A 24,647-nucleotide genomic window follows, 5' to 3' on the forward strand; every position below is an offset into this window, starting at 1 on the left:
CGCTTAAACTCGGTCGGTTCCATCGGGCGTTCCGGAGGCGATGCGGTCGATGAATCCATGGATCAGTCCCTTCAGCGACTCCAGAGACGACAGTCCCATGAGCAACGCAATGTAGCCGCGAATGCTCCGGCTGCGGATCAGGAAGTCGATGTAGAGGAACATCACCAGCTCGTCGGGGTTGGGCCCGTTGCTTTGGAAGATGCGGTCGCTGTCACCGCGCAACACGCTGGGCAGCGAGATGTCCAGATTGTCCTTCAACGTGTTGGCCATCACGACCAGGCAGCCGTTGAGGATGATGTTGCCGATCTCGGCGAGCGCGTCCTGCTCCAGATCGACGATCTCCTCCAGGCTCAGCTCGCTGCCCAGGACGGCGCGGGCCAGTTCCAGACTGTTGGTCTCCGGGAAGATCAACAGGGCGCGACCGGAAAAGGAACCGTCGAAACGCTGCTCCACCGCGACGAGACTCATTTTCTCGCGCGCGGCGAGAAGGCCGGCGGCGTCGTTGCGGCTGACGATCTCGATTGAGGGAACCGACAGCAGGACCTGATCGGCGACCATGCGGCTGAGGTTGGTCGCGGCACGGCCGACGCCCATGTTCACCAGCTCGGTCAGCGCGTCGCGCTCAAGGTCGCTCAGATCCACCATGCACCGGGGCTCCCGTTTCCATGAAAGCGCCACGGCATCGGCGCCCCCGGGGCACAGTGCGACAGGAATGCCGTGAAAGTCTCCCCCGTCAACGGCATAGGCCAAATTGGGAGTGCACTAGGCAATTCAGCAACAAGGTGCCGTCCATCCAACAATTCGCTCCATCCATTGATTGCGGCCGGAATAAAAAGGCCGCCTGTATTGTGGTTCGGCGTGACGCTCCGCCGCACCCTGTTGCGGGTCAGGCGGCCAGCCGGCGGACGAGATCCCGCAGGAACCCCTCGCAGGCGGTGACCTGGGCGATGTCGATGTATTCGTTGGGCTGATGCGCCTGATCGATGGAGCCCGGTCCGCAGAGCACGGTGGACAGGCCGGCCTCCTGGAACTGCCCGGCCTCCGCGGCGAAGGAGACCATGCCGGTGTCGTTGCGCCCGGTCAGGGCGTGACAGAGCTGGGCCGCCGGCCCGGCCGGCTCCGGCGCCAGCCCGGGGACCCCGGCAAGCTGCTCGGTGCGGATGTCGCAATCCGGGCTGATCCGGCGCATGGCGGTGCGCAGCCGTCCGCACTCCGCCTCGAAGCGGTCGCGGTAGCGCGTCCAGTCGTCGCCGGGCAGCGGGCGGATGTCCCAGACGAAGGAGCAGTGGCGGGCGGTGATGTTGGCCGCCGTGCCGCCTTCGATGGTCCCGACCTGCAGCGTGGTGAAGGGCGGGTCGAAGCCGCAGCCGGAGTCCGCCGCGGCGGCGTTCTCCGCCGCCATGTCCCCCACCAGAGTGACGAGACGCGCCGCGATCATCACGGCGCTGACCCCGCGGTCGATCTGGGACGAGTGGACCTCGTGCCCGGTGACCGTGGTGCGCAGCACGTAGCAGCCCTTGTGGGCCAGCACGACCCCCATCGAGGTCGGCTCGCCGACGATCACGGCGCTGGGGCGCGGCAACTCATCGGCGATGCGGGCGATCATGGCCGGCGCGCCGATGCAGCCGACCTCCTCGTCGTACGACAGCGCCAGATGCAGCGGCCGCTTCAGGCCGGCCTCCAGGATCTCCGGCAGCAGGGCCAGCGCCACGGCGGGGAAGCTTTTCATGTCGGCGGTGCCGCGCCCGTAGAGGCGCCCGTCGCGTTCGACCAGGGTGAAGGGATCGGTGTCCCAGGGCTGCCCGTCCACCGGGACGACGTCGGTGTGGGCCGACAGCACCACGCCGCCTTCGGTCATCGGGCCGATGGTCGCGAACAGGTTCGCCTTGGCGCCGTCTGGGCTGGGCACCAGCCGGCTCTCCACGCCGTATCCGGCGAGATAGCCCCGAACCCAGTCGATCAGCGCCATGTTGGAACGGCGCGAAACCGTGTCGAAGCCGACCAGGCGGGCGATCATCGCCTTGGAGACGTCTTGCACCCTTGCGATCCAATCTGCGGAACGGCGGCGCCGATTCCACGCTTGTGATAATCTTTAGCAGTCAGACACTGGCCCCTGCATCCTACGATGTCAAATGAGTCGTCCGGATTACGTGGGCATAGCGGCCAACGACCAACACCGGTTGAACGGCCTTCCCGCATTCGGGGGCCGTCCAACCGGTCGTGATGCGAAATCGCTCGGGGCCGGAGCGCCGCAGGGCGAAACGGGCAGGTCAAAAAGGGGCGGCGCCGTCAGGCCGCCGACCAGACCTTCTCGGTCAGGATCGTGCGCACCAGCGTCAGCGCGCTCTCGGCGCTCTCGCGCCCGTCGAGCTTGGCCGCCACCGCCTCGATCTGGGCCGGCGGCAGGGTCCCCCGCAGGCGGCGCACCGTGTCGGTCAGGTGCTTCTTGGCGAAGCGCGCCTGGTTTCCGCGCTCCGACAAGTCCTGGAAGGCCAGCCGCCGGGTGGTCGCGTCGCGTCCGGCGCTGGCCGCCGTCGCCCGCTCCGCCGCCGCGGCAAGCTCGTTCGAGGATTGGAGGTAGTTGCTGATGGCTTCGGTCAGGATACGGTTGGCTTGAAGCAAGGGATCAAGGGACATGCGCTGAACTCTTTGCCTTCCGTGACGGCTCTGGGCCGCAAACGGCCCCCTGCCAAGACGTTTCACCCAAAGTTAATTGGGCCGGCCTGTCCGCTTCAACCCGGCGAAGGGTTCTATGCGGACCGCAAGCCGGACCCGCGCCGGCGCGGGTGGGGCGCAACCAACGCATGGTCTATCACCGTCCGCTTCCTGTCGAGGATGGACAAGCAATGGGCCTATGAATTTCCTATGAACTAAGGCACGCTTTCTTTGTGTACGTTTATCGTCACATAAACCGGGCACTAAAACGGGAACCCACGGGCGCAGGACGCCGTTTTCCTCGAGCGTCGATGTTTCTGCGGCCAAGCCCACTTGGACCAAAGCCCACTTGGAGACGGAAGAATGCAAGGCGATCGTGAGGACCGCATCCGCCACCGCGCCTATGAGATCTGGGAGCGCGACGGGCGACCGGAGGGACGGGGGGAACAGCATTGGGCGCAGGCCTGCGCCGAGATCGAAGCCGAGGACCGGGCGGTGACCACGGCGGAGCCGGTCGCCATGGTCGCGGCCGTCAAGGACGCCGCCGCGGGTGCGGTTAAGAAGGCGGTCCGCCGGACCAAGACGGCGGCGACCGAACTGCTCGGCGTCGGCCTGAACGCCGTGGTCGATGTGGTCGAGGAGGCGGTCGCGCCCAAGAAGCCGCGTGCCCGCAAGGCCAAGGCCGAACCAAGCCCCGCAAACGAATCCTCAGCCGAAACCCCGGTCGCGGTTCCGGTTCCGGCGGCCCCGAAGGCGGCGAAGCCGCCCCGCGCGAAAACCGTGAAAGCGGACGCCGTGAAGGCGGAGGCGGTGAAGCCGGTTGCTCCGCGAGGCCGTCGCAAGCCGGCCGCATCGGACACCGAACCGGCCCATTGACCCGCACCGGCCCTGCGCGTTTCTACACACAAGAGCGGATGTAGGGCCGGTTCGCCTCCCACAGCTCGTCCAGGATCTTCACGGCGGCGTCGGTGGAATTCACCACCGGGTCAATCAGCAGAGCCTGGAGCGCCAAGTCCTTCGAGGCGTGGACCGCCGCCTCGACGGACAGTTGCTGCACGCTCGCCTGGACGTGCAGCAGTTTGGCGATCGGGTCGGGCAGGGGGCCGAGCGAGACCGGGTGAACGCCCGCCGCGTCGGCCAGCAGCGGCACCTCCACCGCCAGATCGGGCGGCAGGTTGGGGACGGCGCCCTGGTTGTAGACGATCCCCGATTCAATGAAGCGCTTCTGGTTGTGCAGCACCCCGGCGATGACCTGCACCGCCCGCTCGCCCCAGGATGGCTGCGTCCAGTCGTCGGGCACCGGCGTGGTTCCGGCGATCGTTCCGTCCATCAGCGCGTTGAGGATGCCGCGCCCGCGCTCGTCCTCCGCGAAGTCGAATCCATGCTCCCCGCCTTCCCAGCCGTAGGGGAGGTATTCGCCCATATGATCGTCGCTGCAGGTCGGCCACAGGCCGAAGCTGGAGAACAGGCGGCGGGTCAACGGCGTGAAGGCCGGGTCGTGGGTCTTCTCGCGCTCGCGCAGCAGCGGGTAGAGGTCGCGCCCACTCGCCTTGTCGCGGATGTGCATCAGCCACTGGAAGTGGTTCAGCCCGGCGCCCCAGACCTCCACGTCCTTTTCGGCCATGCCGAGAATCTGGCAGATGAACCAGCGCGCCAGGAAGATGCCGTGGCACAGCCCCAGCGTCTTGACCTTGGTGTATTTGCCGAGGCCGAGGACGACGCGGCTCTCCGGATTCGACAGGTTGATGAATTGGGCGTCCGGGCACAGCTCCTCGATGTCGCGGGCGAAGTCGAAGATCAGGGGCAGGGTGCGCAGCGTGAAGAACAGCCCGCCGGGCCCGCCGTTCTCGCCGAGCGTGTGGCGGATGCCGTGCTTCTTCGGCACCTCGAAATCGAGTTTCCACAGGCGGTTGCGGTCGATGGCGACCGAGTTGACGACGAATTCGGCGCCTCGCAGGGCGGCGCGGCGGTCGGTGGTCTGTTCGATGAGCAGGCCGGCGTTGCCCTTGGCGTTCAGCAGGCGGGCGAGCGCTGTCATGCGGTCGAGCGCCGCCGGATTCGTGTCGACCAGAGTCAGGGTGCTGCCCGCAAGCTCCGTCGTGGTGAAGAGGTCGCGGTACATGCTCAGCCCGAAGGCCGCGCTGCCGGCGCCTAGAAAGACGATCTTGGTGGTTTTGGGAGTGGTAACGGCCATGGGACGCCTCCCGCCGGCGGGAATGCTGCTGTGCTGATTTGTCAGGGCAGCCGCCTTTGGTCAAGCATACACTTGTTAAGACGAAGAGACTATACCTGATGGTCGGAATAAGTGTGGCGGTTTCTTCGCTTGCGCAACATGCCCTTCGCGCTCGCAACAGTGCGCCCGCAGCATAATCACTTCAAGGGAGTCCCCGTCATGGCACTCTTCACTTTTCCCAAGGACTTCCTGTGGGGAGCGTCCACCGCGGCCTATCAGATCGAGGGGGCAATTCACGAGGGCGGGCGCGGTCCCTGCGTGTGGGACACCTTCACCGAGGCCGGGCGCATCCAGGATGGCAGCAGCGCCGCCGTCGCTTGCGACCATTACCACCGCTGGGCGGAGGACATCGCGCTGCTGAGGGACGCGGGATTCAACGCCTACCGCTTCTCCATCGCCTGGCCGCGCATCCTGCCGAACGGGACGGGGGCGGTGAACGCGGCGGGGCTCGACTTCTACGACCGGCTGGTGGACGGGTTGTTGGCCGCCGGCATCCGGCCGATGGCCTGCCTGTACCATTGGGACCTGCCGCAGCCCTTGGAAGACCGCGGAGGCTGGCAGGGCCGGGAGATCGTCGGCCCCTTCGCCGACTACGCCCGCATCGTCGCCGCCCGGCTGGCCGACCGGGTGAAGGACTGGATGATGCTGAACGAGCCGAACGTGGTCGCCACCCACGGTTACGGCACCGGGGAGCACGCGCCCGGCCACAAGCTGGGCGAAACCGGCATCCTGCGCGCCCTGCACCATCAGAATCTGGCGCAAGGAGCGGCGCTCCGCGCCCTGGCGGCGGAGCATTCCGGCCTGACGCTCGGCACCGTCATCAACCTCCAGCCCTGCCGGGCCGAGAGCGACCGGCCGGAGGACGTCGCGGCGGCGGCCCGCTGGGACGCGGTGTGGAACCGGGTGGCCCTGGACGGCGTGATGCGCGGCACGATCCCGGAGCTGATGGCCGAGCGGATGAAGGACTTCGTGCTGCCGGGCGACGAGGAAGCGATCCGCTTCCCCATCGACCTGCTGGGCATCAACTACTACTCGCGCATGACCATGAAGCACGAGACGGGGCATCCGTTCGACGTGTGGTGGGGTGACGCCCATTGCGACCGCTGGACCGCCATGGCTTGGCCGGTCCAGCCCGACGGGCTGTACGACCTGCTGATGGAGTTCAAGCGCGACTACGGCAATCCCGCCGTCTTCGTCGCCGAGAATGGCGCGGCCTACGACGACGTGGTGACGCCGGACGGGCGGGTGCATGATGCGGAGCGCGTGGCCTTCCTGCGCGACCATGTGGCGTCGGTCGGCCGCGCCCTGGCCGATGGTTGCAACGTGAAGGGTTATCTGTGCTGGAGCCTGCTGGACAATTTCGAATGGGCCTTCGGCCTGTCGAAGAGGTTCGGCATCGTCCGCGTCGATTACGACACCTTGGTCCGCACGCCCAAGGACAGCTACCGCTTCCTGAGCGAGGTGGCAAAGAGCGGGCGGCTTGATCTCGCGTGAGAAACAGGAGGGCAGGCTGTGCGGAGCGATGCTCCGTCAGCCTGCTCTTCTTGTGAGGAAAAAAGATTTTCGATCATTGATCGTTCGAGGGCTAATCATTAGAAATGGAAGAATTTTCTATTAATTTATTCTTCACAATATTGTCTGCAGATGGTCCGGTGTGACACGCCATGCGTTCAGGATCACTGGAGGAAGCCATGGGAATTTCCGACGTTTCCGCATCCTTGTTCCAGGCCACCGCCGCGGCCTCCGTACCGGCGAAACCCGCCGGTGCGAAGGCCGGCGCCACGGACGGGACCGGACCGGCCACTTCCTCCAAGACCGACAAGGTCGATCTCAGCGATCTGGCGTCGGCGCTCAAGGGCGACGCGCTCGATCTGTTCAAGAATTTGTCGGCGGATGATCGGACGTCGTTGGGCAAGCTCGTCTCCAGCGGGGCGCTGTCGGCGGACGAACTCAACGACGCGCTGTCGTCCGCATTGAAATCGGAGCGCAAAAAGGCGTTCTGGCAGTCCGCGAGGGAGGACGCCGAGGCCGGACGCACCCCTGAAGGCGACGCCCGCCAGCAGAGCATGAAGGCCATCTCGGATCGCATGGAATCAACTTTGGAAAGCCGGCGCGCCGCCATGGATCGGCCTGGAATGAGTCCCCAAGACCGCTTGGCCGCGCTGAGTAAGCTGAGCGCAGACCTGAAGGATATGCAGGATTCCTGGGACCAGTTGGCTGGCATCGGCATGCCCATGAAAGCCTACACCCTGAAAGGGGGCGATGAGCGTTTCTTCGCAACGTCGAAAGAACAGGCGGCCGGGCAGAAATTAAAGGATCTGGGTTTCCACTCCGGAACCTTTGACAAGGTGCTTTCGAGCCAATCCAAGGATTTTGCGCAGAAATACCTGTCCGAGGAAGGGACGTCCCAGATGACTTTAGGGAACGCGAACAAGTAGCCTGCGATGTATTCAGCGTTGGTTTTTCCATATCATCGGAGTTCAAGCGCAGGGTGGCTGCCGGACCGAACAGTCCTGTCCCGGAATTGTCACATCGGAGTCAAGCGGAAGCGGTGCTATCGACGGTGTCGTGTCATCACTGTGTTCGCCCATGCATTCCGTTGGAACTCACACCGCTTCAGGGTCCGGTGACGCCGAAGATGTCCGCGCGGCCATCGTCGTGCCGACCTACAAGCATTCGGGCCTGCTGGTCGAGGCGCTGTCCACCGCGCTCGCCCAGGACACGGACTTCGCCTACGCCGTGGTGGTGGTCAACGACGGCTGTCCCTTTCCGGAAACGGAACGGGTCTGCCGGGAGTTCGCGGCGGCCCATCCGGGGCGGCTCTTTCACCTGCACAAGCGCAACGCCGGACTGAGCGCGGCGCGCAACAGCGGGATCGCCTTCGCGCTCGACGCCTTTCCGATGCTGGAGGCGGTCTACTTCCTCGATTCCGACAACCGCATCCGGCCCCATCTGCTGCAAAGGATGTTGGACGCGCTGCGGGCGGCTGGCCCGGAGGTCGGCTGGGCCTATCCGGACGTCGATAAGTTCGGCTTCTTCGAGTTCTGCGACATGTCCGGCGCCTACTCGCCGCTGGAACATCTGTTCCGCAACGTCAGCGAGGCCGGCAGCATGGCGTCGCGCCGCCTGCTCGACAGCGGCGCCCGCTTCGACGAGGCGATGCGCCAGGGCAGCGAGGATTGGGAATTCTGGCTGCAAGGGCTGGAGCGCGGCTTCCATGGCGTCCATGTGCCGGGCACCGGCTTCGGTTACCGCCGCCGCGGCGAGAGCATGCTGACCGAGTCGGAGCGCGATTATCGCCCCATCCTGACCCACATCCAGAAGCGCCACCCCGCGCTGTTCGCGGTCCGGGCCGTGCTGCGGGCGGAGGCGGCGGTCGGCCGGCGCTACGCCGTTTATCTGCCCGACCGCGCCATTGTCCGCTGTGTCACCGACCCCGCGCTGGGCGAAGAGGACGTGCCGCTCGCCGACTTCGTGCGCCGCGCCCTGCGCGCGCCGGAGCGGCCCGGCTATGGAGAGTGCCCCGGCCTGCTGGCGGTGATGGACTCGGGCCTTTACGAATTGCTGAAGCGCCATCGCCTGCTGCGCGGCGCCCTGTGGATTCTGGAACGTGCGGCGGCCCAGGCGACCCTGGTGCGCGCCGACGTGACTGCGCGGGCGGCGGAAAGTGGTTGCGCGCTGTCCTGGTGCGGCGCGCCCGTGGGGTTGCAGGCGGACGCGCCGTTCCCCTTGCCGGACGGCGGGGCGGCGGTGGCGATGCTGCCCACCGCCGCCCTGCTCGACCTCGTTCGGCGCCAGCCGGCGGGCACCCCTTTGCTGGAGCGGGAGCCTTGGAAACCCTGCGCCGAGGCCCGGCTGAGCCTCACCCTGGCGCTGCCCGGCGCGGTGCAATCGCCGGCCGGTGCCGATGCCGCCCTGTCCACGCTGCGCGAGACGATGGCTTTGGCGTGGTCGCGGCCGTCCAACGGCGGCTGGGCGGCGGCGCCCATCGACCGCTACCGCGCCGGGGTCGCCACGCCGGAGGATGTCTACCAGACGGTGCATCGGCTACCCTCGGTGCTGCCGCTGCTTCCTCCTGTGGGGGGCCGGCGTTTGGCCGCGCTGGTGGCCGATTCCGCGGATGCGGGGGCGCTGGAGACCGCCGCCCGCATGGCCCGCTGGCTGGCCGGGAGGGGCTATGACGCGCATCTGGTGGCGCTGGGGGGCGGGCGCCTGACCCTGGCCGCGGAATTGGTCGAGGCGTTCGCGTCGGTGATCCCTCATCCGTCGCCGCTGGTGCTGCCGGAACGCCCGCTGACCCATCGCGACGCCTATCTGGGCACGCCGCTGCGTCCCTGGGATGCGGCCGAGGAGGACATGGCGGTCGGCACGCTGGCCGTCTTCGATCTGGTCGTGACCGTGCGGCACGGCGCGGCGCACCCGCTGATGGGCCGGCTGCGCGCGCTGGGTGTGACGGGCTGGGCGTTGCTGGGGGCGTCCAGCATCCCGGACGCGCCGTCCCTGGCCGATGCGGTCAACGGCTGCGCCGCCTTCGAGCACGCCTACCAGACCGTCGTGCCCCTCGACGCCCGGACCTTCCGCCTCTGCCAAGCGCTGGGCTTTCCACCGGACAAGCTGCGGCGCTGGGAGGATGCGGCGGAGCCGGACACCGATCCCGATTGGATCGTCTGCGCGCCTCTGTCCTCGTGTCTTCCCGAAACCTCCGTGGCCGCCTGAGAAGGGTGTCATCCTCATGAAGCTCTCCGTCCCTGCGGCCCAGTTCGCCTCCCTCTACGACGGCACGCCGAAGATCATCGCCGCCGGCGCCGGCCTGGAAGCGGGCACATTTCCCCTTCGCCTGCTGCGGCTGGTGCGTCACGACGGCGGCTATCTGCTGCTGTCCGGGGACGCCGAGCCGGAGCAGGGCGGGGCGTTGCGGACCCTGGCGATTCCGCCCACCGCCGTCCGGGCATTGTGGTCGGACGGCGAGGCGGCGCGGCGGGACGCCGAGCGGCTGCTCGGCTGGTGGGCGGAAGCCGGCGGGCCGGACGGCGCGCCACCACAGGTGACAGGCGATGCGTCCGCGCTGATGCATGGCCTGCTGGCGCAGGCTTTCGGGGAAATCGACGGTCTGCACCGCCGCAACGCCGGGCTTCAGCGGACCCTGTCCACCCTGCGGGAGGAGTGGGGCCGCTCCGCCCGCCTGCCGCCGGAGGCGGTGGAGCTTCTGGACGCCCTGCGCCTCAGCCCGCCGCGGCTGGTCTTCGCCACGCCGCGCCCGGTGGGGGCGCTGCCGGTGCCGCTGCGCCATGGCCGGACCACCGCGGGGGCGGCCGAGATCGTGCAGCGCCTGCCGGCGGGCGCACGGGGGCTGGCGGGACTCGACCTGCATCTCGACCGGGCGCCGAAGGGAAGCGGGGTGCTCGCCGTTGCCCTGACCGGGGTGGAGACCGGGGAGACCATCGCGGATTGGAGGCTGTCCTTCGGCGAGATGCGGTCCGGCTGGCTGCCGCTGCGCCTGCCCGCCGCCTCCACCCGGATGGATCGGCTTCTTGACCTGCGGATCGGCGCCATCGGGGTGGTGACGGAGGCGCCGCGCCTGTCGCTGGCCCAGGCCGGTCTGCTCGACGAATACGCCGTCGCGCCGCCGGCCCGCGCCGTCGGACAGCCGGCCATGCTGGCGCTGCGGCTGTGGGGCGGGCTGCCGGGGCTGGAGTATGGCGCGGCGGCGCATCTGGCGCCGCATCCCGTGCCGGAGCGTATGGTCTGGCCGCTGACCCAGCCGGTGCTGGCGCAACTGCGCAAGGGCCGCGAGTTCGAGGCGACCTTTCCCTGGTTCGGCCTGCTGCGCGGCGGGCGCGTCCTGCTCCACCCGCTGCACGGCGTCGTCACCGCGGCCCACATCCCGCTGGAGGAGGTTCCGGGCGCCGTGGCGGTGCGGGCGCGGGCGGTGATCGACGATCCGCGCTGCCGCACCGCCATCGCCTGCAAGCTGGTGGTGGCACCGCCGTCGCTGACGGTGGACGAGGCGGAGCGGGAGGAGGGTATCCTCGCCTCCAGCGGCTGGATGGTGCTGGAGGAACCGCGCCGTCCGCTTGACCTGTCGGCGGTGCTGGCGGCGCCTTGGTCGGGGCCGATGGCGCTTCACCTCTTCACCGACATTCCGGATCGCGGGCACGGCCTGTACGGACGCACCATCTTTTCCGATTTCGAAGTGGAGATCGATTCGCGCACCGCCTGGGCCAACCCGCCCGCCTTGCCGGTGATGGACGGGGTCGCCGCCACGCCGTGACGGGCTATGACTTTGTGGCGGCGCACCAATCCTTTGGTGCGCTGCGGGGCAAGCTGTTGGTAATAAACTGTTCGTTAGGGTAAAGGAGGTCTTGCTTCAAGCCCAGGGGGTGGAAGGGCCATGTCGATCGCGTCCAGGACGCCGGACCGGTCCGGCTTCACCCGCCGTTTCCTTCACCTTGCCGGCGGCTTCTGGTCGGAGGGCCCCCGCTCGGGCGGGCGGAACTGGACGGTGTGGCTTCTCGCCGGGGCGCTGGGGCTTCTGACGGTCGGGCAGGTGGTGGTTCCCATCCTGCTGAACCTGTGGAGCCAGCACCTCTTCGACGCGCTGGAGCAGCGCTCCATGGACCGCTTCGTTCTGATGATCGCGGCGGCGGGCGGGATCATCCTGTTCAACATCGTCAACACGATCCTGCATCTGCGGGTGAAGCGCCGCCTGCAACTGGGCTGGCGCACGTGGCTGACGCAGAAGCTGCTGGGCGACTGGCTGACGCGTGGCCGCCAGCATCAGGTGACCTATCTGTCGGGCGACCACGACAACCCGGACGGCCGCATCGCCGAGGACATCCGCATCGCGACCGAGGCGGCGATCGACCTCGTCCTGTCGCTGTCCTACTGCGCGCTTCTGCTGATCAGCTTCACCAACATCCTGTGGCGGCTGTCCGGTTCGCCGGAGGTGACGCTGGCCGGAAGCACCATCCATGTGCCGGGTTATCTGCTCTACATCGCGCTGGTCTACGCGGCCGTCGGCACGAGCATCGCCCTGCTGATGGGAAAGCCGCTGGTGAGGGCGGTGAACCGGCGGCAGGGGCACGAGGCGTCCTTCCGCTTCGGCCTCGCCCGCGTGCGCGAGAATGCGCAGGACGTGGCGCTCCTGCACGGGGAGTCGGGTGAACGCGACCGCTTGGCCGTGTTGTTCGGCGGGGTTCAGCGGGGCTGGAACGGCCAGACGCACGCGCTGTCCAACATGATGGTCTTCAGCGCCGCCTATTCGGTGCTGTCCGCCGTCTTTCCGATCCTCGTCGCCTCGCCCAGCTACATCGCCGGTGCCATCTCGCTCGGCGTGCTGATGCAGACGGCGCAAGCCTTCCAGCAGACGGTGGGCGCCCTGTCCTGGCCGATCGACAACCTCGCCCGCGCGGCGGAGTGGAAGGCGTCGGTGGAGCGCGTGCTGGGCCTGCACGAGGCGCTCCAGCGCCTGGACCGCGAGATCGACGGGGAAGGGACCGAGCGCATCGCGGTGGAGCGCAGCGACGGCGGGCATTGCCTGAGCTTCCACGGGCTGTCCATCGCCGAACCGGACGGGCGCCGGGTGGTGGAGCCGTTCGACCTGGAGATCCGCCCCGGCGAGCGCCTGCTGATCGTCGGCGACCCGGCGGCGGCGGTGCGGCTGTTCCGGGCGGTGGCCCGGGTCTGGCCCTGGGGCGGGGGGCGCATCGTCCTGCCCTCGCTCACCCGCGTGTTCTTCATGGCCGAGCGCCCCTATCTGCCGCACGACACGCTGCGCGCCGCTCTCAGCTACCCCCTGGGGGCGGAGACGGTGGGCGATGCCACGGCGGCGGAGGCGCTGCAGAGGGTCGGCCTTGGCCATCTGCGGACGCGGCTGGACGAGCCCGACAGCTGGGACGAGGTTCTGGCGGTGTCGGAGCAGCAACTGCTGGGCTTCGCCCGCCTGCTGATCCGACGTCCGGACTGGATCTTCCTGGAGGACGCCACCGACAGCCTGGACCCGCGGACCGAGGAGGCGATGCTGCGCCTGATCGACAGCGAGTTCCCCGACGCCACCCTGATCACCATCGGCAGCCACCCCGGCCTGGAGGCGCATCACCGCCGCAAGCTGGTGCTTGAACGTCGGGATGAGACCGTCCGCCTGCGCGAGGAGACTTGCGGCGACCGGAGGATCGCCGCGGTCGCGGAGTAGGGGCCTCAGGCCGTGACCCCGATGGCCTTCAGAATCAGCCCGCGGTCGAACGCCGGGTCCGGGGCTGGCCCGGAGCGCTCCAGCCGGTCGAGCAGGGCGGCGACGGAGGCGGCGAAGCCGGGCTGGTCCTTTTCCGTCAGGATCTGCACGAACAGACCGTCGCCGCAGCGGAACAGGCGGTTTTCCGCGGGGATGGGCAGGATGGACGGCCCGTCGCCACGGCGGGCCGCGTCGTCCGTTCCCGCCGTCAGCGCGATCTGGTCCAGAAAATAGTGCAGCCGCCGCTCCGCGATCCAGGACACGAGGAAGCGACGGATCCGCTCGAACAGGGCGACGACGGCGGGGTCCGGCCGAAGAACCATCAGCCCGCCGCCCACACCGTCGTACAACCGCGCCAGATTGTCCGGAAAATACTGGAGCGCCAGCGGGTTTGCCGCCGACAACGGTGCGAGGAAGCCGGCCGGATCGGACAGCAGGCAGGCGTCGATGTCCGCCACCAGCAACGGCGCGCGATACAGCCGCGCGAGACGTGGCACGCGCAGGAAACGGGCGAAGGTGTAGAAGGTGGTCCGCGCCTGCGGCGTCAGCCCGGCGGGGGAGGTCTCGTGACTCCAGCCGAGCCGGACGTGGCGCAGCCGCTTCTCCAGCGCGGCGACGCGCGCCGCCGTGTCCGGCCGAGGGTCGAGGATGTGGAGATGCGCGGCCTGACCGGGGGTGGAGAAGCGATCCAGGCTGGCGAGGAACAGCGGGCCGAACCGTTCCAGATAGCCGCTGTCGCAGGAGGCGACGACAACAGGTCTGTTTTCCGGCGGCCCGTTTTCTGGCGGTCCATTTTCCGGCCGTGCCGCCCTCTCCAGAACGAAGGCGGCCTCCGACTCCGCATCCTCGGCGGGGGGGAGCGCCTCGGCCCGGCGGGCGAAGCCGTCGCCGGTCGGGATGTGGACGAGGAAGGGGAGGTGGGATTCCGCGCGCCGGAAGGCGTCCTGCGCCGCCGCCGCGTCGCCCAGCCGGGCGGCCAGGGAGCCCTGAAGGAACAGTGCCCAGGCGTGGAGCTCCGCGTCGATGCCGCGGAAGGCGGCGACCACGGGCGGGAGCAGGGCGGCCACCCGGTCCAGCCGGCCCTGTCCGATCAGGAGATTGCCGATGCGCACCAGATGGTAATAGGCGGTCTTCCAATGAAACCGCCCCTGCCGGCTGAGACGCGCCACGTCCAGAAGGGTGGCGGTGCAGGCGTCCAGCCGTCCCGCCGCCTCCTGCACCTCCGCGCTGCGCTGCCAGGGGGTGGGGTCGGTCGGGGTCAGCGCCTTCAGGCGGTGGAAAAGCGCCAGACAGCCGTCCACGTCTCCGGCCTGCCGCAGCGCGGTCGCCAGGGCCAGCAGCCGGTCGGGCCGATCGGGCGCCAGAGCGGCGCAGCGGCGCAGCACGACCACCGCCTCCACCGGGCGTCCGGCCTCCAGCAGCGTCTGGCCCAGGTTGATGGCGGCGTCCTCCCCCTCGGCGGCGGTGCGCAGGGTGCGGCGGTAGCCACGGGCGGCCTGGTCGGCGTGGCCCGCCGCCTGCTCCCTGCGGGCGAGGTTGAAGAGGAGGGCAGGGGCGGCGGGCGCGCAGGCCAGCGCGGCGCGAAGCTGGCGCAGGGCATCGCCGCGCCGGCCGAGCGCCTCCTGGGCCGCGGCGGCGTTCATGCGAATCTCCACCGCCTCGGGCAGGAGAACCAGGGCGTGATGGAAGCGTGTCAGCGCCTCCTCCATGTGACCCATCTGCTTGAGGAGGTTGCCGAGGCTGAAGAAGGCGTCGGCGCTGGGTTGGAGCGCGATGGCGCGGCGCAGGCTGCCGGCCGCCTCCGCCAGCCGCCCCTCGGCGCGCAGGGCGCGGGCGAGGTTGGCGTGGTAGGCGCCGGAATCGGCCTTTCGGGCGATGGCCGCGCCGATCAACTCCACCGCACGGGCGTTGCGGCCCGTCTGCGCGCAGAGCACACCGTAGAGGTGCAGGGCGTCGGGGTGGCCGGGCAGCGCGGCCAGCGCCGCGGCATAGAGCGGCTCGGCCTCAGCCAGCCGCCCGGCCTGATGCAGCGTCGCGGCCTGCCGAAGCTGGGCGATCGGGTCGGTCATGGCCGGGTCAGGATCCTCGCCCCAGCGCGCCGCCGATCAGCGCCGCATACCATTTGGCGGATTCCTTCGGTGTGCGTTTCTGCGTGTCGAAGTCCACATGGACGATGCCGAACCGCGTGCCGTAGCCGCCGCCCCATTCGAAGTTGTCGAGCAGCGACCACACGAAATAGCCGCGCACGTCGGCCCCGTCCTTCAGCGCCCGGGCCATCTCGCCGATGCAGGCCTGCAGATAGTCCAGACGCTTCCGGTCCAGCACGATTCCCTGCTCGTCCGGGGCCTCCGGCGCCTTGGTGCCGTAGCCGTTCTCCGTCACGTAGATCGGCAGGCGGTAGCGCGTGGTGGCCTGCATCAAGGCGTCGTGAAAGGCGCTGGGCTGGAGCGGCCAGCCGATGTCGGTGCGCGGCATGCCCTCCGGCGGGGCGCCGAAGCCGCAGCCCCAGACGGCGCCCGGTTCGGCCTGAGCGAAGAGGGGCGCATAGTGGTTCATGCCGAACCAGTCCACCGGCCGGCAGATCCGCGCCATGTCGCCCGCCTGGACGTAGGGCTCGATGGCACGGGCGATGCGCGGCGGGTAGTGGCCGAGAATTTGCGCGTCGGGGAAGCACAGGTTCCACAATTCGTCGAACAGGGCGGCCGCCTCGACGTTGTCGGGCGCCGGGTCGGCGGGTCGGCAGGGCTGGAAACTGTGCACCGCCCCGATGGAGGCGCCCGGCACCAGGTCGCGCAGCACGTCCACGCCGGCCCCGTGGGCGAGGTTGGTGTGGTGGATGACCTTCAGATGCTCCCCGCGGTCGGACACGCTGGGGGCGCCCCAGCCCAGCGCGTAGCCGAACAGGGTGAAGACGGAGAACTCGTTGAAGGTCGCCCAGCGTTTCACCCGGTCGCCGAAGCGGCAGGCGCAGAGCACGGCGTAGTCGGCGTACCAGCCGGCGCTGTCCCGGTTCGCCCAGCCGCCGCGGTCCTGCAGGGCCTGCGGCAGGTCCCAATGGTACAGGCAGGCCCAGGGCTCGATCCCCGCCTCCAGAAGCCGGTCGATCAGGCGGTCGTAGAAGTCCAGCCCGGCGTCGTTCACCACCCCGCGCCCGCGGGGCAGGACGCGCGGCCAGGAGATCGAGAATCGGTAGGCGCCGACTCCGATGTCCCGCATCAGCGCGACGTCCTCGGCGTAGCGATGGTAATGGTCGCAGGCGACGTCGCCGGTGTCGCCGTTGTCCACCCGTCCCTTCAGGCGGCAGAAGCTGTCCCAGATGCTCGGCGCCCGTCCGTCCTCGGCCGCAGCTCCCTCGACCTGGAACGCCGACGTCGAGGTTCCCCACAGGAAGCCGTTGGGAAAGTCGGAAGTGAGAAGGGGCATCGCTGGCCGTTCCACAGCTTTGGGTTCCAAGGGGCGACCGCTCCGCCGTACCGTTCGCTCGACATTATGCCTGTTTCTTGACCATTCCGCCAAAGGTAGTATGGGTACGGGCGATCGGTGCGGAGGAAGACGGCGTTGACGAACCTGCCGAAGGATTTTGTTTGGGGCGTCTCAACCTCCGCCTATCAGATCGAGGGCGCGGCGGCGGTGGACGGGCGCGGCCCCAGCATCTGGGACACGCGCTGCCGAACGGCGGGCGGGGTGGTGAACGGCGACACCGGCGACGTCGCCTGCGACCACTACCACCGCTACGCCGAGGATGTGGCGCTGATGCGCGGGCTGGGGGTGGATGCCTACCGATTCTCCGTGGCGTGGCCCAGGGTGCTGCCGCGGGGGCGGGGGGCGGTCAACCAGCCGGGTCTGGATTTCTACGACCGCCTGATCGACACGGTGCTGGAGGCGGGGATCGAGCCCTGGCTGTGCGTCTATCACTGGGATTTACCGCAGGCCCTGCAGGACCGCGGCGGCTGGGCGAACCGGGACAGCGCCGGCTGGTACGCCGATTACGCGACGCTGCTGGCCCGGCGTTACGGTGATCGGGTGAAACGCTGGATCACCTTCAACGAGTTCTCTGTCTTCACCCTGTTCGGCTACGCCATCCCCTGGGCGGCCCCCGGCATCACCGACCGCGACCAGCATCTGCGGGCCATCCATCATGTGAACCTTGCCCACGGGGCTGGGGTCGATGTGATCCGCGCTCTCGTGCCCGGCGCGTCCATCGGGGCGGTGCACAACCGCCAGCGGGTGCTGCCGGAAGGCGGCAAAGCGGAAAACGCGGAGGCCGCCGCCCTGCTGGACGAGCATTGGAATCTGACCTTCTGCGACCCGCAGCTGCTCGGCCACTACCCGCCACGGGTCGCCCGCGCCATCGAGCCTTACGTGAAGGCCGGCGACATGGCGCGGATCTGTCGCCCCATGGACTGGTTCGGCCTGAACCATTACGGCCCGATCTTCGCCCGCGCGAACCCGGACACCACTTGGGGCTACGGTTGGGGCGACGCGCCGCCCGATTCGCCGACCCACGGCGTCGGATGGGCGGTTTTCCCCGACGCGTTTCGCGACGAGCTGCTGGAGATCACCCGCCGCTACCGCATCCCCATCGTCATTACGGAAAACGGCTGTGGTGGCAGCGATTCGCCGGACGAATCGGGAGTCATCGACGACCAGCACCGAATCAACTATCTGCGGCTCTATAACGCCTCAATGCACGAGGCGATTCGCGGCGGAGCGGATGTGCGCGGTTACTTCGTCTGGTCGCTCCTGGATAATTTCGAGTGGGGAAGCGGTTACGGCAACCGTTTCGGCATCGTCCATGTCGACTTCGAATCGCAGAAACGCACGCTGAAAGCCTCTGCCCGCTGGTACGCCGATCTGATAAAGCGCGCGCGTTCCGCCGCCTGAACGGGCAGCGATTTTATCGCCGGAGCCTACTATTTCCGTTCCACTGGACCGCTTGGCCGCGTGTCCTGCATGAAACACATTACACATTTGCATGTTAAACCTGATGCACAGGCTTGCGCTTTGCGCATCACTTTGCCCATCCTCCGTCCTGGATCATTCGTTCTCGAAGGAAACTGACATGCAAAGCAGCGACACCGACGGTTCTGAGAATTCGGCCACCGAACTGGTCGCCATGACGGGCAAGATCGTTGCGTCTTATGTCCGCTCGAACCAGATCGCGGTGAATGATCTTCCGAACCTCATCCGGATCGTCCATCAAAGTCTGTCGGGCACGGGCCGTCCGGTAGAGCCGGAGGCGGTGGAACTGCGTCCTGCCGTTCCGGTGAAGAAGTCGGTGATGCCGGACTACATCGTCTGTCTCGAGGACGGCAAGAAGCTGAAGATGCTGAAGCGCTATCTGCGCACGGCCTATGGCATGACTCCGGACGAATACCGTCGCAAGTGGGGTCTGCCCGCGGATTATCCGATGACCGCTCCGAACTATGCGGAGCAGCGCTCCGCCTTCGCCAAGTCGATCGGTCTCGGCAAGAAGGCCGCCGCCCCGGCCAAGCCGGCCCGCCGCGGCCGCGCCAAGAACGTCGCCTGATCAGCCATCCGCTCCGAACCGCTCCTTTCCCGACATCCGGGAAGGGGGCGGTGGGTGCGTTCCACGCCGTCCGCTCCGGCCTCAGCGCTGCGCGATGCGCGGCGTGGCGAGGCTGTTCAAGCTGGTGATCCACTCCGACAGGGTGACGAAGCGGCAACCGCGCGTGCGCAGCAGGCCAATGGCCCGGGGCAGAGCGTCCGCCGTCGCGTTGTAGGTGGTGTGCATCAGAACGACGCTGCCGATGGTGCCGGTGGCTTCGAGTTGCGCCATGATCTTGCCGGCGTCGCGGGTGAACCAGTCGCGCGTGTCGACGTTCCACAGCGCGGGGCTCATCTTCTCCTGGTCGACGGCGGCCAGCGTGTCGCTGTTCCAGCGTCCGGCGGGCGGGCGGAACAGCACCGGGTCGGCGCCGGACTGGGACAGGATGCGGTTGGTTTCCGCGATCTGCGCGCGTTGCGCCTCGGTGCTCAGGGTGCGCATGTTCGGGTGGGTCAGGCTGTGGTTGCCGACCTCATGGCCTTCCTGGACGATACGCTGGATGATCCGCGGGTGGCGGACCGCGACGTTGCCGATCGGGAAGAAGGTCGCCCGCACTCCCTCGCTGCGCAGGATGTCGAGGATGCGCGGGGTTACGGCCGGGTGCGGCCCATCGTCGAAGGTCAGGGAGCAGAGGTTCCACCGGCTGGCCTTCAACGCCCCGATGTCGACCCGCGCTTCGTTGCCGGGCACGATGGCGGCGATCCGCGACAGGCGGGAGGCCTGCCGTTCGATCTCCTGCATTTCCCGGCTCTGGTCCGGGCTGTAGGTGACGACGCCGTTGTGGTCGTTGTCCTCCGGTGCGGCCGTGGGGGCGGCGGCCGGTTGTTCGGCGGCGTCCACCACGAGGCAACTGCCGCCGCCGCCGACGATCCGCCGGCAGACGAAGTTGGGATCGAGGTCGGGCAGGGGCGCGGCCCGCAGGACGAAACCGGAATCGGGAAGGTCGGGCCGTTCCTGGGAGACTCGGGGAACGAGATCGGCCACCATGTCGGGCTGGCGCCGGACGACCGCCTTCCAGGCGACCCAGGCGTCAGCCTCCGTCCGGTAAACGCCGAATTGCAGCATCTTGGCCGGGGCTCCGCCCGCGTCCTTGCGCACCGTGGTGACGGTGGAGAGATGCGGCTGGTCCGCAGCCTGGGCCGGGCTGGCGGTCGGGCCGTCGGCGATCGCCGCCAACAGGCTGGCGGCCAGAAAAGCGAAACTCCTTCGCCTCCGCATCGGTACGAGGGCGAAGCTATGGACGGAAGAGAGGCCCGAACCTGACATCATGTGCGATCGACCATCAACATCGCCGCGGTGAGATCGGGTGTGGGCGATACCTCTTATGGAATAGAGGAAAATTTATGATGTCTCCATAAGGATCGTCGTCCAAGTGACGATGTCACGGCTTTCTTCTATTCATTTTCCATAATTCATCTTATGGAACATTTTGTCTGCACCAGGGTAGCCTCTGCCCTGAAGTGCCGCTCTTGTGTCAGTACCAAAGCTTACCGGCTGTCGGGGGTCGGGATGGTGGGCGTGCACGAAGCCCGCGGTGATCCTGCTTGCTCTTGCGCAACGATCTCCGGCCCGCCGACCGGCACTGTCGCATCCGACACCTCATGAGCATGCGGCCCCGGTCGGAGACACCATCATGCCCAAAAATCCGCAAGCCTACATTCGATGGCCTTTCCCATGATCCATCCGAACCGCCGCACCGCGCTGGCGGGGATCGCCGCGCTGCTGGCCCTGCCCGCTCTCCACCGCCCCGCCACAGCCGCCACGGCCCCTCTGCCGCAACTGACGCTGTGGGGGCCACCGGCGGGGCCATCAATCACGCTGGTCCATGCCATCGCCTCCGGCCTGCTTCGCCCGGTCGCCGACAAGGTGCTGTTCAAGGCGTGGCGCACCCCCGACGAACTGCGCGCCGGCCTGACCTCCGGCACCATGCAGACCTTCGTGCTGCCGACCCAGTCCGCCGCCAACCTGTTCAACAAGGGGCTCGGCGTCCGTCTGGTCAACGTGATGACCAACGGGCTGCTCTATCTGCTGTCCGCCGATCCGTCGCTGACTTCGGTGGCCGCGCTGAAAGGCCGGAGCGTTGCGATCCCCTTCCGCAACGACACGCCGGAATACGTGTTCCGGCGCCTCCTGGCGGCGGAGCGGCTGACCGCCGACGGCGATGTCGCCCTACACTTCACCGGCACGCCGATGGAGGCGATCCAGCTTCTCGTCACCGGACGGGCCGACACCGCGCTGCTGCCCGAGCCGGCGGCCTCCGCCGCCATCCTGCGCGCCGGGATGGCTGGAAAGACGGTGACCCGGGTCCTCGACATCCAGCAGGCCTGGGGCGCCGCCACCGGGTTGGCGACCGTGCTGCCGCAGGCCGGCCTCGGCGTCTCTTCCACCTTCCTGGCGGAGCATCCCGCCGCCGTCGAGGCGCTGCACGACGCGCTGGTCAAGGCGACCGCTGCGGTCAACGCCGATCCGGCCCGGGCCGCTAACGATGCCGCGGCGCCGCTCGGCCTGCCCTGGCCGGTCATCGAACAGGCGATCCCCCATTCCAATCTGGTCGCCCAGCGCGCCAGCGCCGTCCGCGAACCGATGGAGGCCGTCTTCGGGGCCCTGGCGGAGTTCGATCCCAAGATCATCGGCGGCGCGCTGCCGGCGGCGGACTTCTATCTGTGAGGGGCGGCATGACGACGGTGCGCGCCGACGCGCTTCTCGACCGGCTGGGCCGCGTCGGGCAGTTCCTGTGGTCGGGCTGGGCCGGGCTGGCCGGGTTGGCCCTGTTCGCCGCGCTCTGGCAGGCGGGGCATGAGCGCTACGGCGACTTCATCCTGCCGGCCCCGCTGGCGACGCTGGCCGCCGGGCTGACCATCGCCGCCGATCCCGCCGCCTGGGAGCTGGCCGGACAGACCACGCTGCGCGCGGTCGAGGGCTTCGCTCTGGCCGCCCTTGCCGGTGCGGCGGGCGGGCTGGCCGCTGGCTATTCGCCGGCGACGATGCGGCTGGCCCGCCCGATCCTCACTGTCCTGCTGGGAGTCCCGCCCATCGCCTGGATCGTGCTGGCGATGATCTGGTTTGGCTCCACCGACGGAACGATCATCACGACGGTGCTGGTCGCTGCGACCCCGGTGGTCTTCGTCGGCGTGGCCGAGGGCGCCGTCACCCGCGACCGCGGGCTGGACGACATGGCCCGCGCCTTCGGCGCCGGCCCGCTCACCCGGCTGACCACGCTCGGGTTGCGCCACGTCGCCGCCTTCCTGTTCCCGGCGCTGACCGTGGCGCTCGGCTCGGCCTTCAAAGTGGCGGTGATGGCCGAGCTTCTCGCCAACACCGGCGGCATCGGCGGCGCTCTGGCCGCCGCCCGCGCCAACCTCGACGTGGCCGAGGCGCTGGCCTGGGTGCTGATCGCGGTGACTGGACTGATCGTCGTCGAATACACGCTGGTCCACCCCATCCGGTCCGAGTTCGAACGCTGGCGCAACGCCGCGCGCCCCTGGGGCGTCAAGCGCTGACCGCCAAGGCCGGCGCCAGCGGGAAAAAATCAACCGTGCACACTGCTTTTCCGCCTCGAACTTGACCGCGGACAAACAGCCCGTCCGAAAGGCCGATAAAATGCGAACGACAATCATTTGCATTTAGGTCCGAGACATCGGCCTTTTCGGGGAAACGAGCACCATGACGACACGGGGACAGGCCGGCCAAGCGGCGTTCCGAACCGCGCGAGCGGACACCGCCACCCGCGCCCCCATCCTTCTGGCCGGATTGGCCCTGGCCTCGCTGGGCGCCGCGACCTCGCCGCCGGCCCACGCGCAGTCGGCGGCGCCGGGGGCCGCCGTCGTGCTCTCCCCGATCATGGTCGAGGGACAGGCGGACAACGCCGAGGCGACAGCCCGCCGCCGTCTGGAGGCGATCCCCGGCGGCACCGCCCTGGTGGCGGAGGAGGATCTGGCCGGCAAGGTGAACGTCACCGTGTCCGACGCACTGTCCGGGGTGCCCGGCGTGGTGGTGCAGAACTTCTTCGGCGGCAACGACCAACCGCGCATCCAGATCCGCGGCTCCGGGCTCCAGCAGAATCCGGTGGAGCGCGGCATCCTGGCCCTGCAGAACGGCCTGCCGCTGAACCGGGCCGACGGTTCCTACATTGTCGGGCTGGCCAACCCGCGCCAGGCGGAGTTCACCGAGATCTACCGCGGCTACACCGCCAACCGGCTGGGCGCCAGCATGCTGGGCGGGGCGATCAACGTCATCTCCCCCACCGGCTCCTCCGCGCCGGGCTACCGGCTGGGCGTCGAGGGCGGCAGCTTCGGCCAGTTCAACACCAGCCTGCAGGCCGGCGGCAGCGCCGGAAATCTCGACGGGCTGGTCCAGGTCCAGCGAAGCCAGCGCGACGGCTACCGTGATTACAACAGCTCCGAGCGCACCGGCTTCGACGCCAATGTGGGCGCCGTTCTGTCCGACACCGTCACTACCCGCTTCTTCGCCGGCTACACCGACCTGTCCTTCGACGTGGCCGGCCCGCTGACCCGCCAGCTTCTGGAATCGAACCCCAAGGCGGTCTACACCGGCCCCCGCGTGGTCAACGGCGTCGCCACCAATCCGGGACCGAACGTCGTCCGCGACCGGCCCGAGCGCGAAGCCAGGCAGTTCCGCGCCGGCAACCGGACGACGGCGACCTTCGGGGCGCACCTGCTGGACGTGGCGCTGAGCTACACCCACACCGACGACACGTTCCGCTTCCCGATCTCCTCGGGCATCCGCAAGACCGAGGGCGGCGACGTTACCGCCGTCGCGCGCTACGCCTACAGCCCCGACGCCAGCCAGCCCCTGCCGCTGTTCGAGACGACCCTGCGCTACGTCGTCGGCTCGGCGGACCGCGAGGATTACCTGAACAACGCCGGCAGCCAGGGGGCCCTGTTCGGCCGCAGCACGATGGACGCCTCCACCCTGGCGCTCCACGGCGGCCTGAACCTGCCGCTCGGCAACGCGGTCACCCTGTCCCCGGCACTCACCATCACCCACGCCACGCGCGAGAACGACGACACCTTCGGCGCGGCGCGGCGGCCGACCATCGCCTTCAACCCGGCCAACCCGCGGATGGCACTGCCCGCCGGCTCGATCCCCGCCGGCGATACCAGCTACGACCGCAGCTACACCGGGTTCAGCCCCAGCCTCGGCCTGACCTGGAAGCCGCTGGAGGACCACACCCTCTATGCCGCGGTCAGCCGCAGCTTCGAGCCGCCGACCCACGACGACCTGATCGCCACCGTCAACGGCACGCCGAACAGCAGCGCGGGACGCCCGAACCCGGCCCAGCCTAGCCTCGTCTCCACCGCCTACCGCACGCCGGACCTCAAGGCGCAGACGGCGACCACCGTCGAGGCGGGCTGGCGCGGCCGCTTCGGGGTCGTCGCGGTCGATGCTGGGACCTATTACTCCTGGGTCAAGAACGAACTGCTCAGCCTGCGCGACGCCACCGGGGCCTCGCTCGGCGCGGTGAACGCCGACCGGACGCGGCATTTCGGTGTCGATGTGGGGCTGTCGGCCTTCCTCACCGAGCGGCTGAGCGGACGGATCGCCTACACCTTCCAGGATTTCCGGTTCCAGGACGATCCGGTGCGCGGCGACAACCGGCTGGCCGGCGCGCCGCGCCACGTCATCAACGCCTCGGCGCGCTACGACATCACCGGCGCGTGGTCGGTGGGTGCGGAGGTGGACTGGTATCCCGGCAGGACCCCGGTGGACAACATGAACAGCGTCTACACGGACGGCTACGCCACCGTCGACCTGCGCAGCACCTACGCCATCAACGAGCGTGTCAGCGTCTATGGCGAGGCGCGCAACGTCTTCGACGCGACCTACGCCTCCTCGACCCTGATCGTCGATCAGGCGTCGCCCACCCAGGCGGTCTATCTGCCGGGCGACGGGCGGGCCTTCTACGCCGGCCTGAAGGTCAGCTTCTAAAATCGGAAAGG

18 protein-coding genes are annotated in these 24,647 nt (G+C 68.7%); 11 read left to right on the plus strand and 7 right to left on the minus strand.

What is annotated here, in order from left to right; translation table 11 throughout:
• Positions 1-3 precede the first annotated feature (3 nt).
• From DXK32_RS11000 to DXK32_RS11015, 3 genes are all read right to left on the minus strand, one after another.
• Entirely contained in the window at positions 4-645 is a 642-nt protein-coding gene (locus DXK32_RS11000; RefSeq protein ID WP_014242550.1) for a chemotaxis protein CheC, read from the minus strand.
• Positions 646-886: 241 nt separating this feature from the next.
• Positions 887-2,038, minus strand: coding sequence for an acetylornithine deacetylase (argE, locus tag DXK32_RS11005; RefSeq protein WP_205215691.1), 1,152 nt, complete (start codon positions 2,036-2,038; stop codon positions 887-889).
• A gap of 251 nt (positions 2,039-2,289) precedes the next feature.
• Positions 2,290-2,637, minus strand: a complete 348-nt coding sequence (locus tag DXK32_RS11015) for a hypothetical protein (protein WP_114858541.1) — start codon at positions 2,635-2,637, stop codon at positions 2,290-2,292.
• 381 nt (positions 2,638-3,018) lie between these two features.
• Here DXK32_RS11015 and DXK32_RS11025 point away from each other — a divergent pair, with 381 nt between their 5' ends.
• Entirely contained in the window at positions 3,019-3,531 is a 513-nt protein-coding gene (locus DXK32_RS11025) for a DUF2934 domain-containing protein (RefSeq protein WP_114858543.1), read from the plus strand.
• Between the two features lie 22 nt (positions 3,532-3,553).
• Here DXK32_RS11025 and DXK32_RS11030 read toward each other — a convergent pair whose 3' ends face one another.
• Complete coding sequence (locus tag DXK32_RS11030; protein WP_114858544.1) at positions 3,554-4,849, minus strand: alpha-glucosidase/alpha-galactosidase; 1,296 nt, start codon at positions 4,847-4,849, stop codon at positions 3,554-3,556.
• 198 nt (positions 4,850-5,047) lie between these two features.
• Between DXK32_RS11030 and DXK32_RS11035 the strand changes: the two genes are divergently transcribed.
• The 5 genes from DXK32_RS11035 to DXK32_RS11060 all read left to right on the plus strand — a co-directional run bounded on the left by DXK32_RS11035 (position 5,048) and on the right by DXK32_RS11060 (position 13,079).
• Complete coding sequence (locus DXK32_RS11035; protein ID WP_114858545.1) at positions 5,048-6,382, plus strand: GH1 family beta-glucosidase; 1,335 nt, start codon at positions 5,048-5,050, stop codon at positions 6,380-6,382.
• Between the two features lie 197 nt (positions 6,383-6,579).
• Entirely contained in the window at positions 6,580-7,326 is a 747-nt protein-coding gene (locus tag DXK32_RS11040; protein ID WP_114858546.1) for a hypothetical protein, read from the plus strand.
• 220 nt (positions 7,327-7,546) lie between these two features.
• Positions 7,547-9,604 carry a glycosyltransferase family 2 protein gene (locus DXK32_RS11050; RefSeq protein WP_162801139.1) on the plus strand — a complete coding sequence of 686 codons (2,058 nt, stop codon included), beginning with the start codon at positions 7,547-7,549 and terminating at the stop codon, positions 9,602-9,604.
• Between the two features lie 16 nt (positions 9,605-9,620).
• Entirely contained in the window at positions 9,621-11,159 is a 1,539-nt protein-coding gene (locus DXK32_RS11055; protein ID WP_114858549.1) for a DUF6212 domain-containing protein, read from the plus strand.
• Positions 11,160-11,279: 120 nt separating this feature from the next.
• Positions 11,280-13,079, plus strand: a complete 1,800-nt coding sequence (locus tag DXK32_RS11060) for an ABC transporter ATP-binding protein/permease (protein ID WP_114858550.1) — start codon at positions 11,280-11,282, stop codon at positions 13,077-13,079.
• A gap of 5 nt (positions 13,080-13,084) precedes the next feature.
• Here the strand turns inward: DXK32_RS11060 and DXK32_RS11065 are convergent, their stop codons facing one another.
• Both DXK32_RS11065 and DXK32_RS11070 read right to left on the minus strand, forming a co-directional pair.
• The gene (locus DXK32_RS11065; RefSeq protein WP_114858551.1) at positions 13,085-15,187 is read right to left on the minus strand and encodes a tetratricopeptide repeat protein; all 2,103 of its coding nucleotides are present in this window, start codon (positions 15,185-15,187) and stop codon (positions 13,085-13,087) included.
• Positions 15,188-15,194: 7 nt separating this feature from the next.
• A complete protein-coding gene (locus DXK32_RS11070; protein WP_114858552.1) occupies positions 15,195-16,541 on the minus strand; it encodes a GH1 family beta-glucosidase in 1,347 nt (448 codons plus the stop codon).
• A 135-nt stretch (positions 16,542-16,676) separates the two neighbouring features.
• On the opposite strand from DXK32_RS11070, the gene DXK32_RS11075 reads away from it, so the two are divergent.
• Together DXK32_RS11075 and DXK32_RS11080 are read left to right on the plus strand one after the other, a co-directional pair.
• Positions 16,677-18,002 (plus strand): GH1 family beta-glucosidase, encoded by a 1,326-nt coding sequence (locus DXK32_RS11075; RefSeq protein ID WP_114858553.1) that lies wholly within the window; start codon positions 16,677-16,679, stop codon positions 18,000-18,002.
• Between the two features lie 178 nt (positions 18,003-18,180).
• Positions 18,181-18,648, plus strand: coding sequence for a MucR family transcriptional regulator (locus DXK32_RS11080; protein WP_114858554.1), 468 nt, complete (start codon positions 18,181-18,183; stop codon positions 18,646-18,648).
• An 81-nt stretch (positions 18,649-18,729) separates the two neighbouring features.
• On the opposite strand, the gene DXK32_RS11085 is transcribed toward DXK32_RS11080, so the two are convergent.
• Positions 18,730-19,863, minus strand: a complete 1,134-nt coding sequence (locus DXK32_RS11085) for a polysaccharide deacetylase family protein (RefSeq protein WP_247877091.1) — start codon at positions 19,861-19,863, stop codon at positions 18,730-18,732.
• A gap of 498 nt (positions 19,864-20,361) precedes the next feature.
• Here DXK32_RS11085 and DXK32_RS11090 point away from each other — a divergent pair, with 498 nt between their 5' ends.
• The 3 genes from DXK32_RS11090 to DXK32_RS11100 all read left to right on the plus strand — a co-directional run bounded on the left by DXK32_RS11090 (position 20,362) and on the right by DXK32_RS11100 (position 24,636).
• Complete coding sequence (locus tag DXK32_RS11090; protein ID WP_114858576.1) at positions 20,362-21,354, plus strand: ABC transporter substrate-binding protein; 993 nt, start codon at positions 20,362-20,364, stop codon at positions 21,352-21,354.
• A gap of 8 nt (positions 21,355-21,362) precedes the next feature.
• Positions 21,363-22,187 (plus strand): ABC transporter permease, encoded by an 825-nt coding sequence (locus tag DXK32_RS11095; protein WP_114858556.1) that lies wholly within the window; start codon positions 21,363-21,365, stop codon positions 22,185-22,187.
• A 163-nt stretch (positions 22,188-22,350) separates the two neighbouring features.
• Positions 22,351-24,636 (plus strand): TonB-dependent receptor family protein, encoded by a 2,286-nt coding sequence (locus DXK32_RS11100; RefSeq protein ID WP_114858557.1) that lies wholly within the window; start codon positions 22,351-22,353, stop codon positions 24,634-24,636.
• Positions 24,637-24,647: the final 11 nt, after the last annotated feature.

It is taken from the genome of Azospirillum brasilense (genome assembly GCF_003349955.1).
GTDB classification, from domain to species: Bacteria; Pseudomonadota; Alphaproteobacteria; order Azospirillales; family Azospirillaceae; genus Azospirillum; species Azospirillum brasilense_B.

Bases quoted from the DNA above. Each gene is read 5' to 3' on its own strand.
- DXK32_RS11000 (WP_014242550.1), bottom strand. From the start codon at position 645: ATGGTGGATCTGAGCGACCTTGAGCGCGACGCGCTGACCGAGCTGGTG.
- DXK32_RS11015 (WP_114858541.1), bottom strand. From the start codon at position 2,637: ATGTCCCTTGATCCCTTGCTTCAAGCCAACCGTATCCTGACCGAAGCC.
- DXK32_RS11025 (WP_114858543.1), top strand. From the start codon at position 3,019: ATGCAAGGCGATCGTGAGGACCGCATCCGCCACCGCGCCTATGAGATC.
- DXK32_RS11030 (WP_114858544.1), bottom strand. From the start codon at position 4,849: ATGGCCGTTACCACTCCCAAAACCACCAAGATCGTCTTTCTAGGCGCC.
- DXK32_RS11035 (WP_114858545.1), top strand. From the start codon at position 5,048: ATGGCACTCTTCACTTTTCCCAAGGACTTCCTGTGGGGAGCGTCCACC.
- DXK32_RS11040 (WP_114858546.1), top strand. From the start codon at position 6,580: ATGGGAATTTCCGACGTTTCCGCATCCTTGTTCCAGGCCACCGCCGCG.
- DXK32_RS11055 (WP_114858549.1), top strand. From the start codon at position 9,621: ATGAAGCTCTCCGTCCCTGCGGCCCAGTTCGCCTCCCTCTACGACGGC.
- DXK32_RS11060 (WP_114858550.1), top strand. From the start codon at position 11,280: ATGTCGATCGCGTCCAGGACGCCGGACCGGTCCGGCTTCACCCGCCGT.
- DXK32_RS11065 (WP_114858551.1), bottom strand. From the start codon at position 15,187: ATGACCGACCCGATCGCCCAGCTTCGGCAGGCCGCGACGCTGCATCAG.
- DXK32_RS11070 (WP_114858552.1), bottom strand. From the start codon at position 16,541: ATGCCCCTTCTCACTTCCGACTTTCCCAACGGCTTCCTGTGGGGAACC.
- DXK32_RS11080 (WP_114858554.1), top strand. From the start codon at position 18,181: ATGCAAAGCAGCGACACCGACGGTTCTGAGAATTCGGCCACCGAACTG.
- DXK32_RS11090 (WP_114858576.1), top strand. From the start codon at position 20,362: ATGATCCATCCGAACCGCCGCACCGCGCTGGCGGGGATCGCCGCGCTG.
- DXK32_RS11095 (WP_114858556.1), top strand. From the start codon at position 21,363: ATGACGACGGTGCGCGCCGACGCGCTTCTCGACCGGCTGGGCCGCGTC.
- DXK32_RS11100 (WP_114858557.1), top strand. From the start codon at position 22,351: ATGACGACACGGGGACAGGCCGGCCAAGCGGCGTTCCGAACCGCGCGA.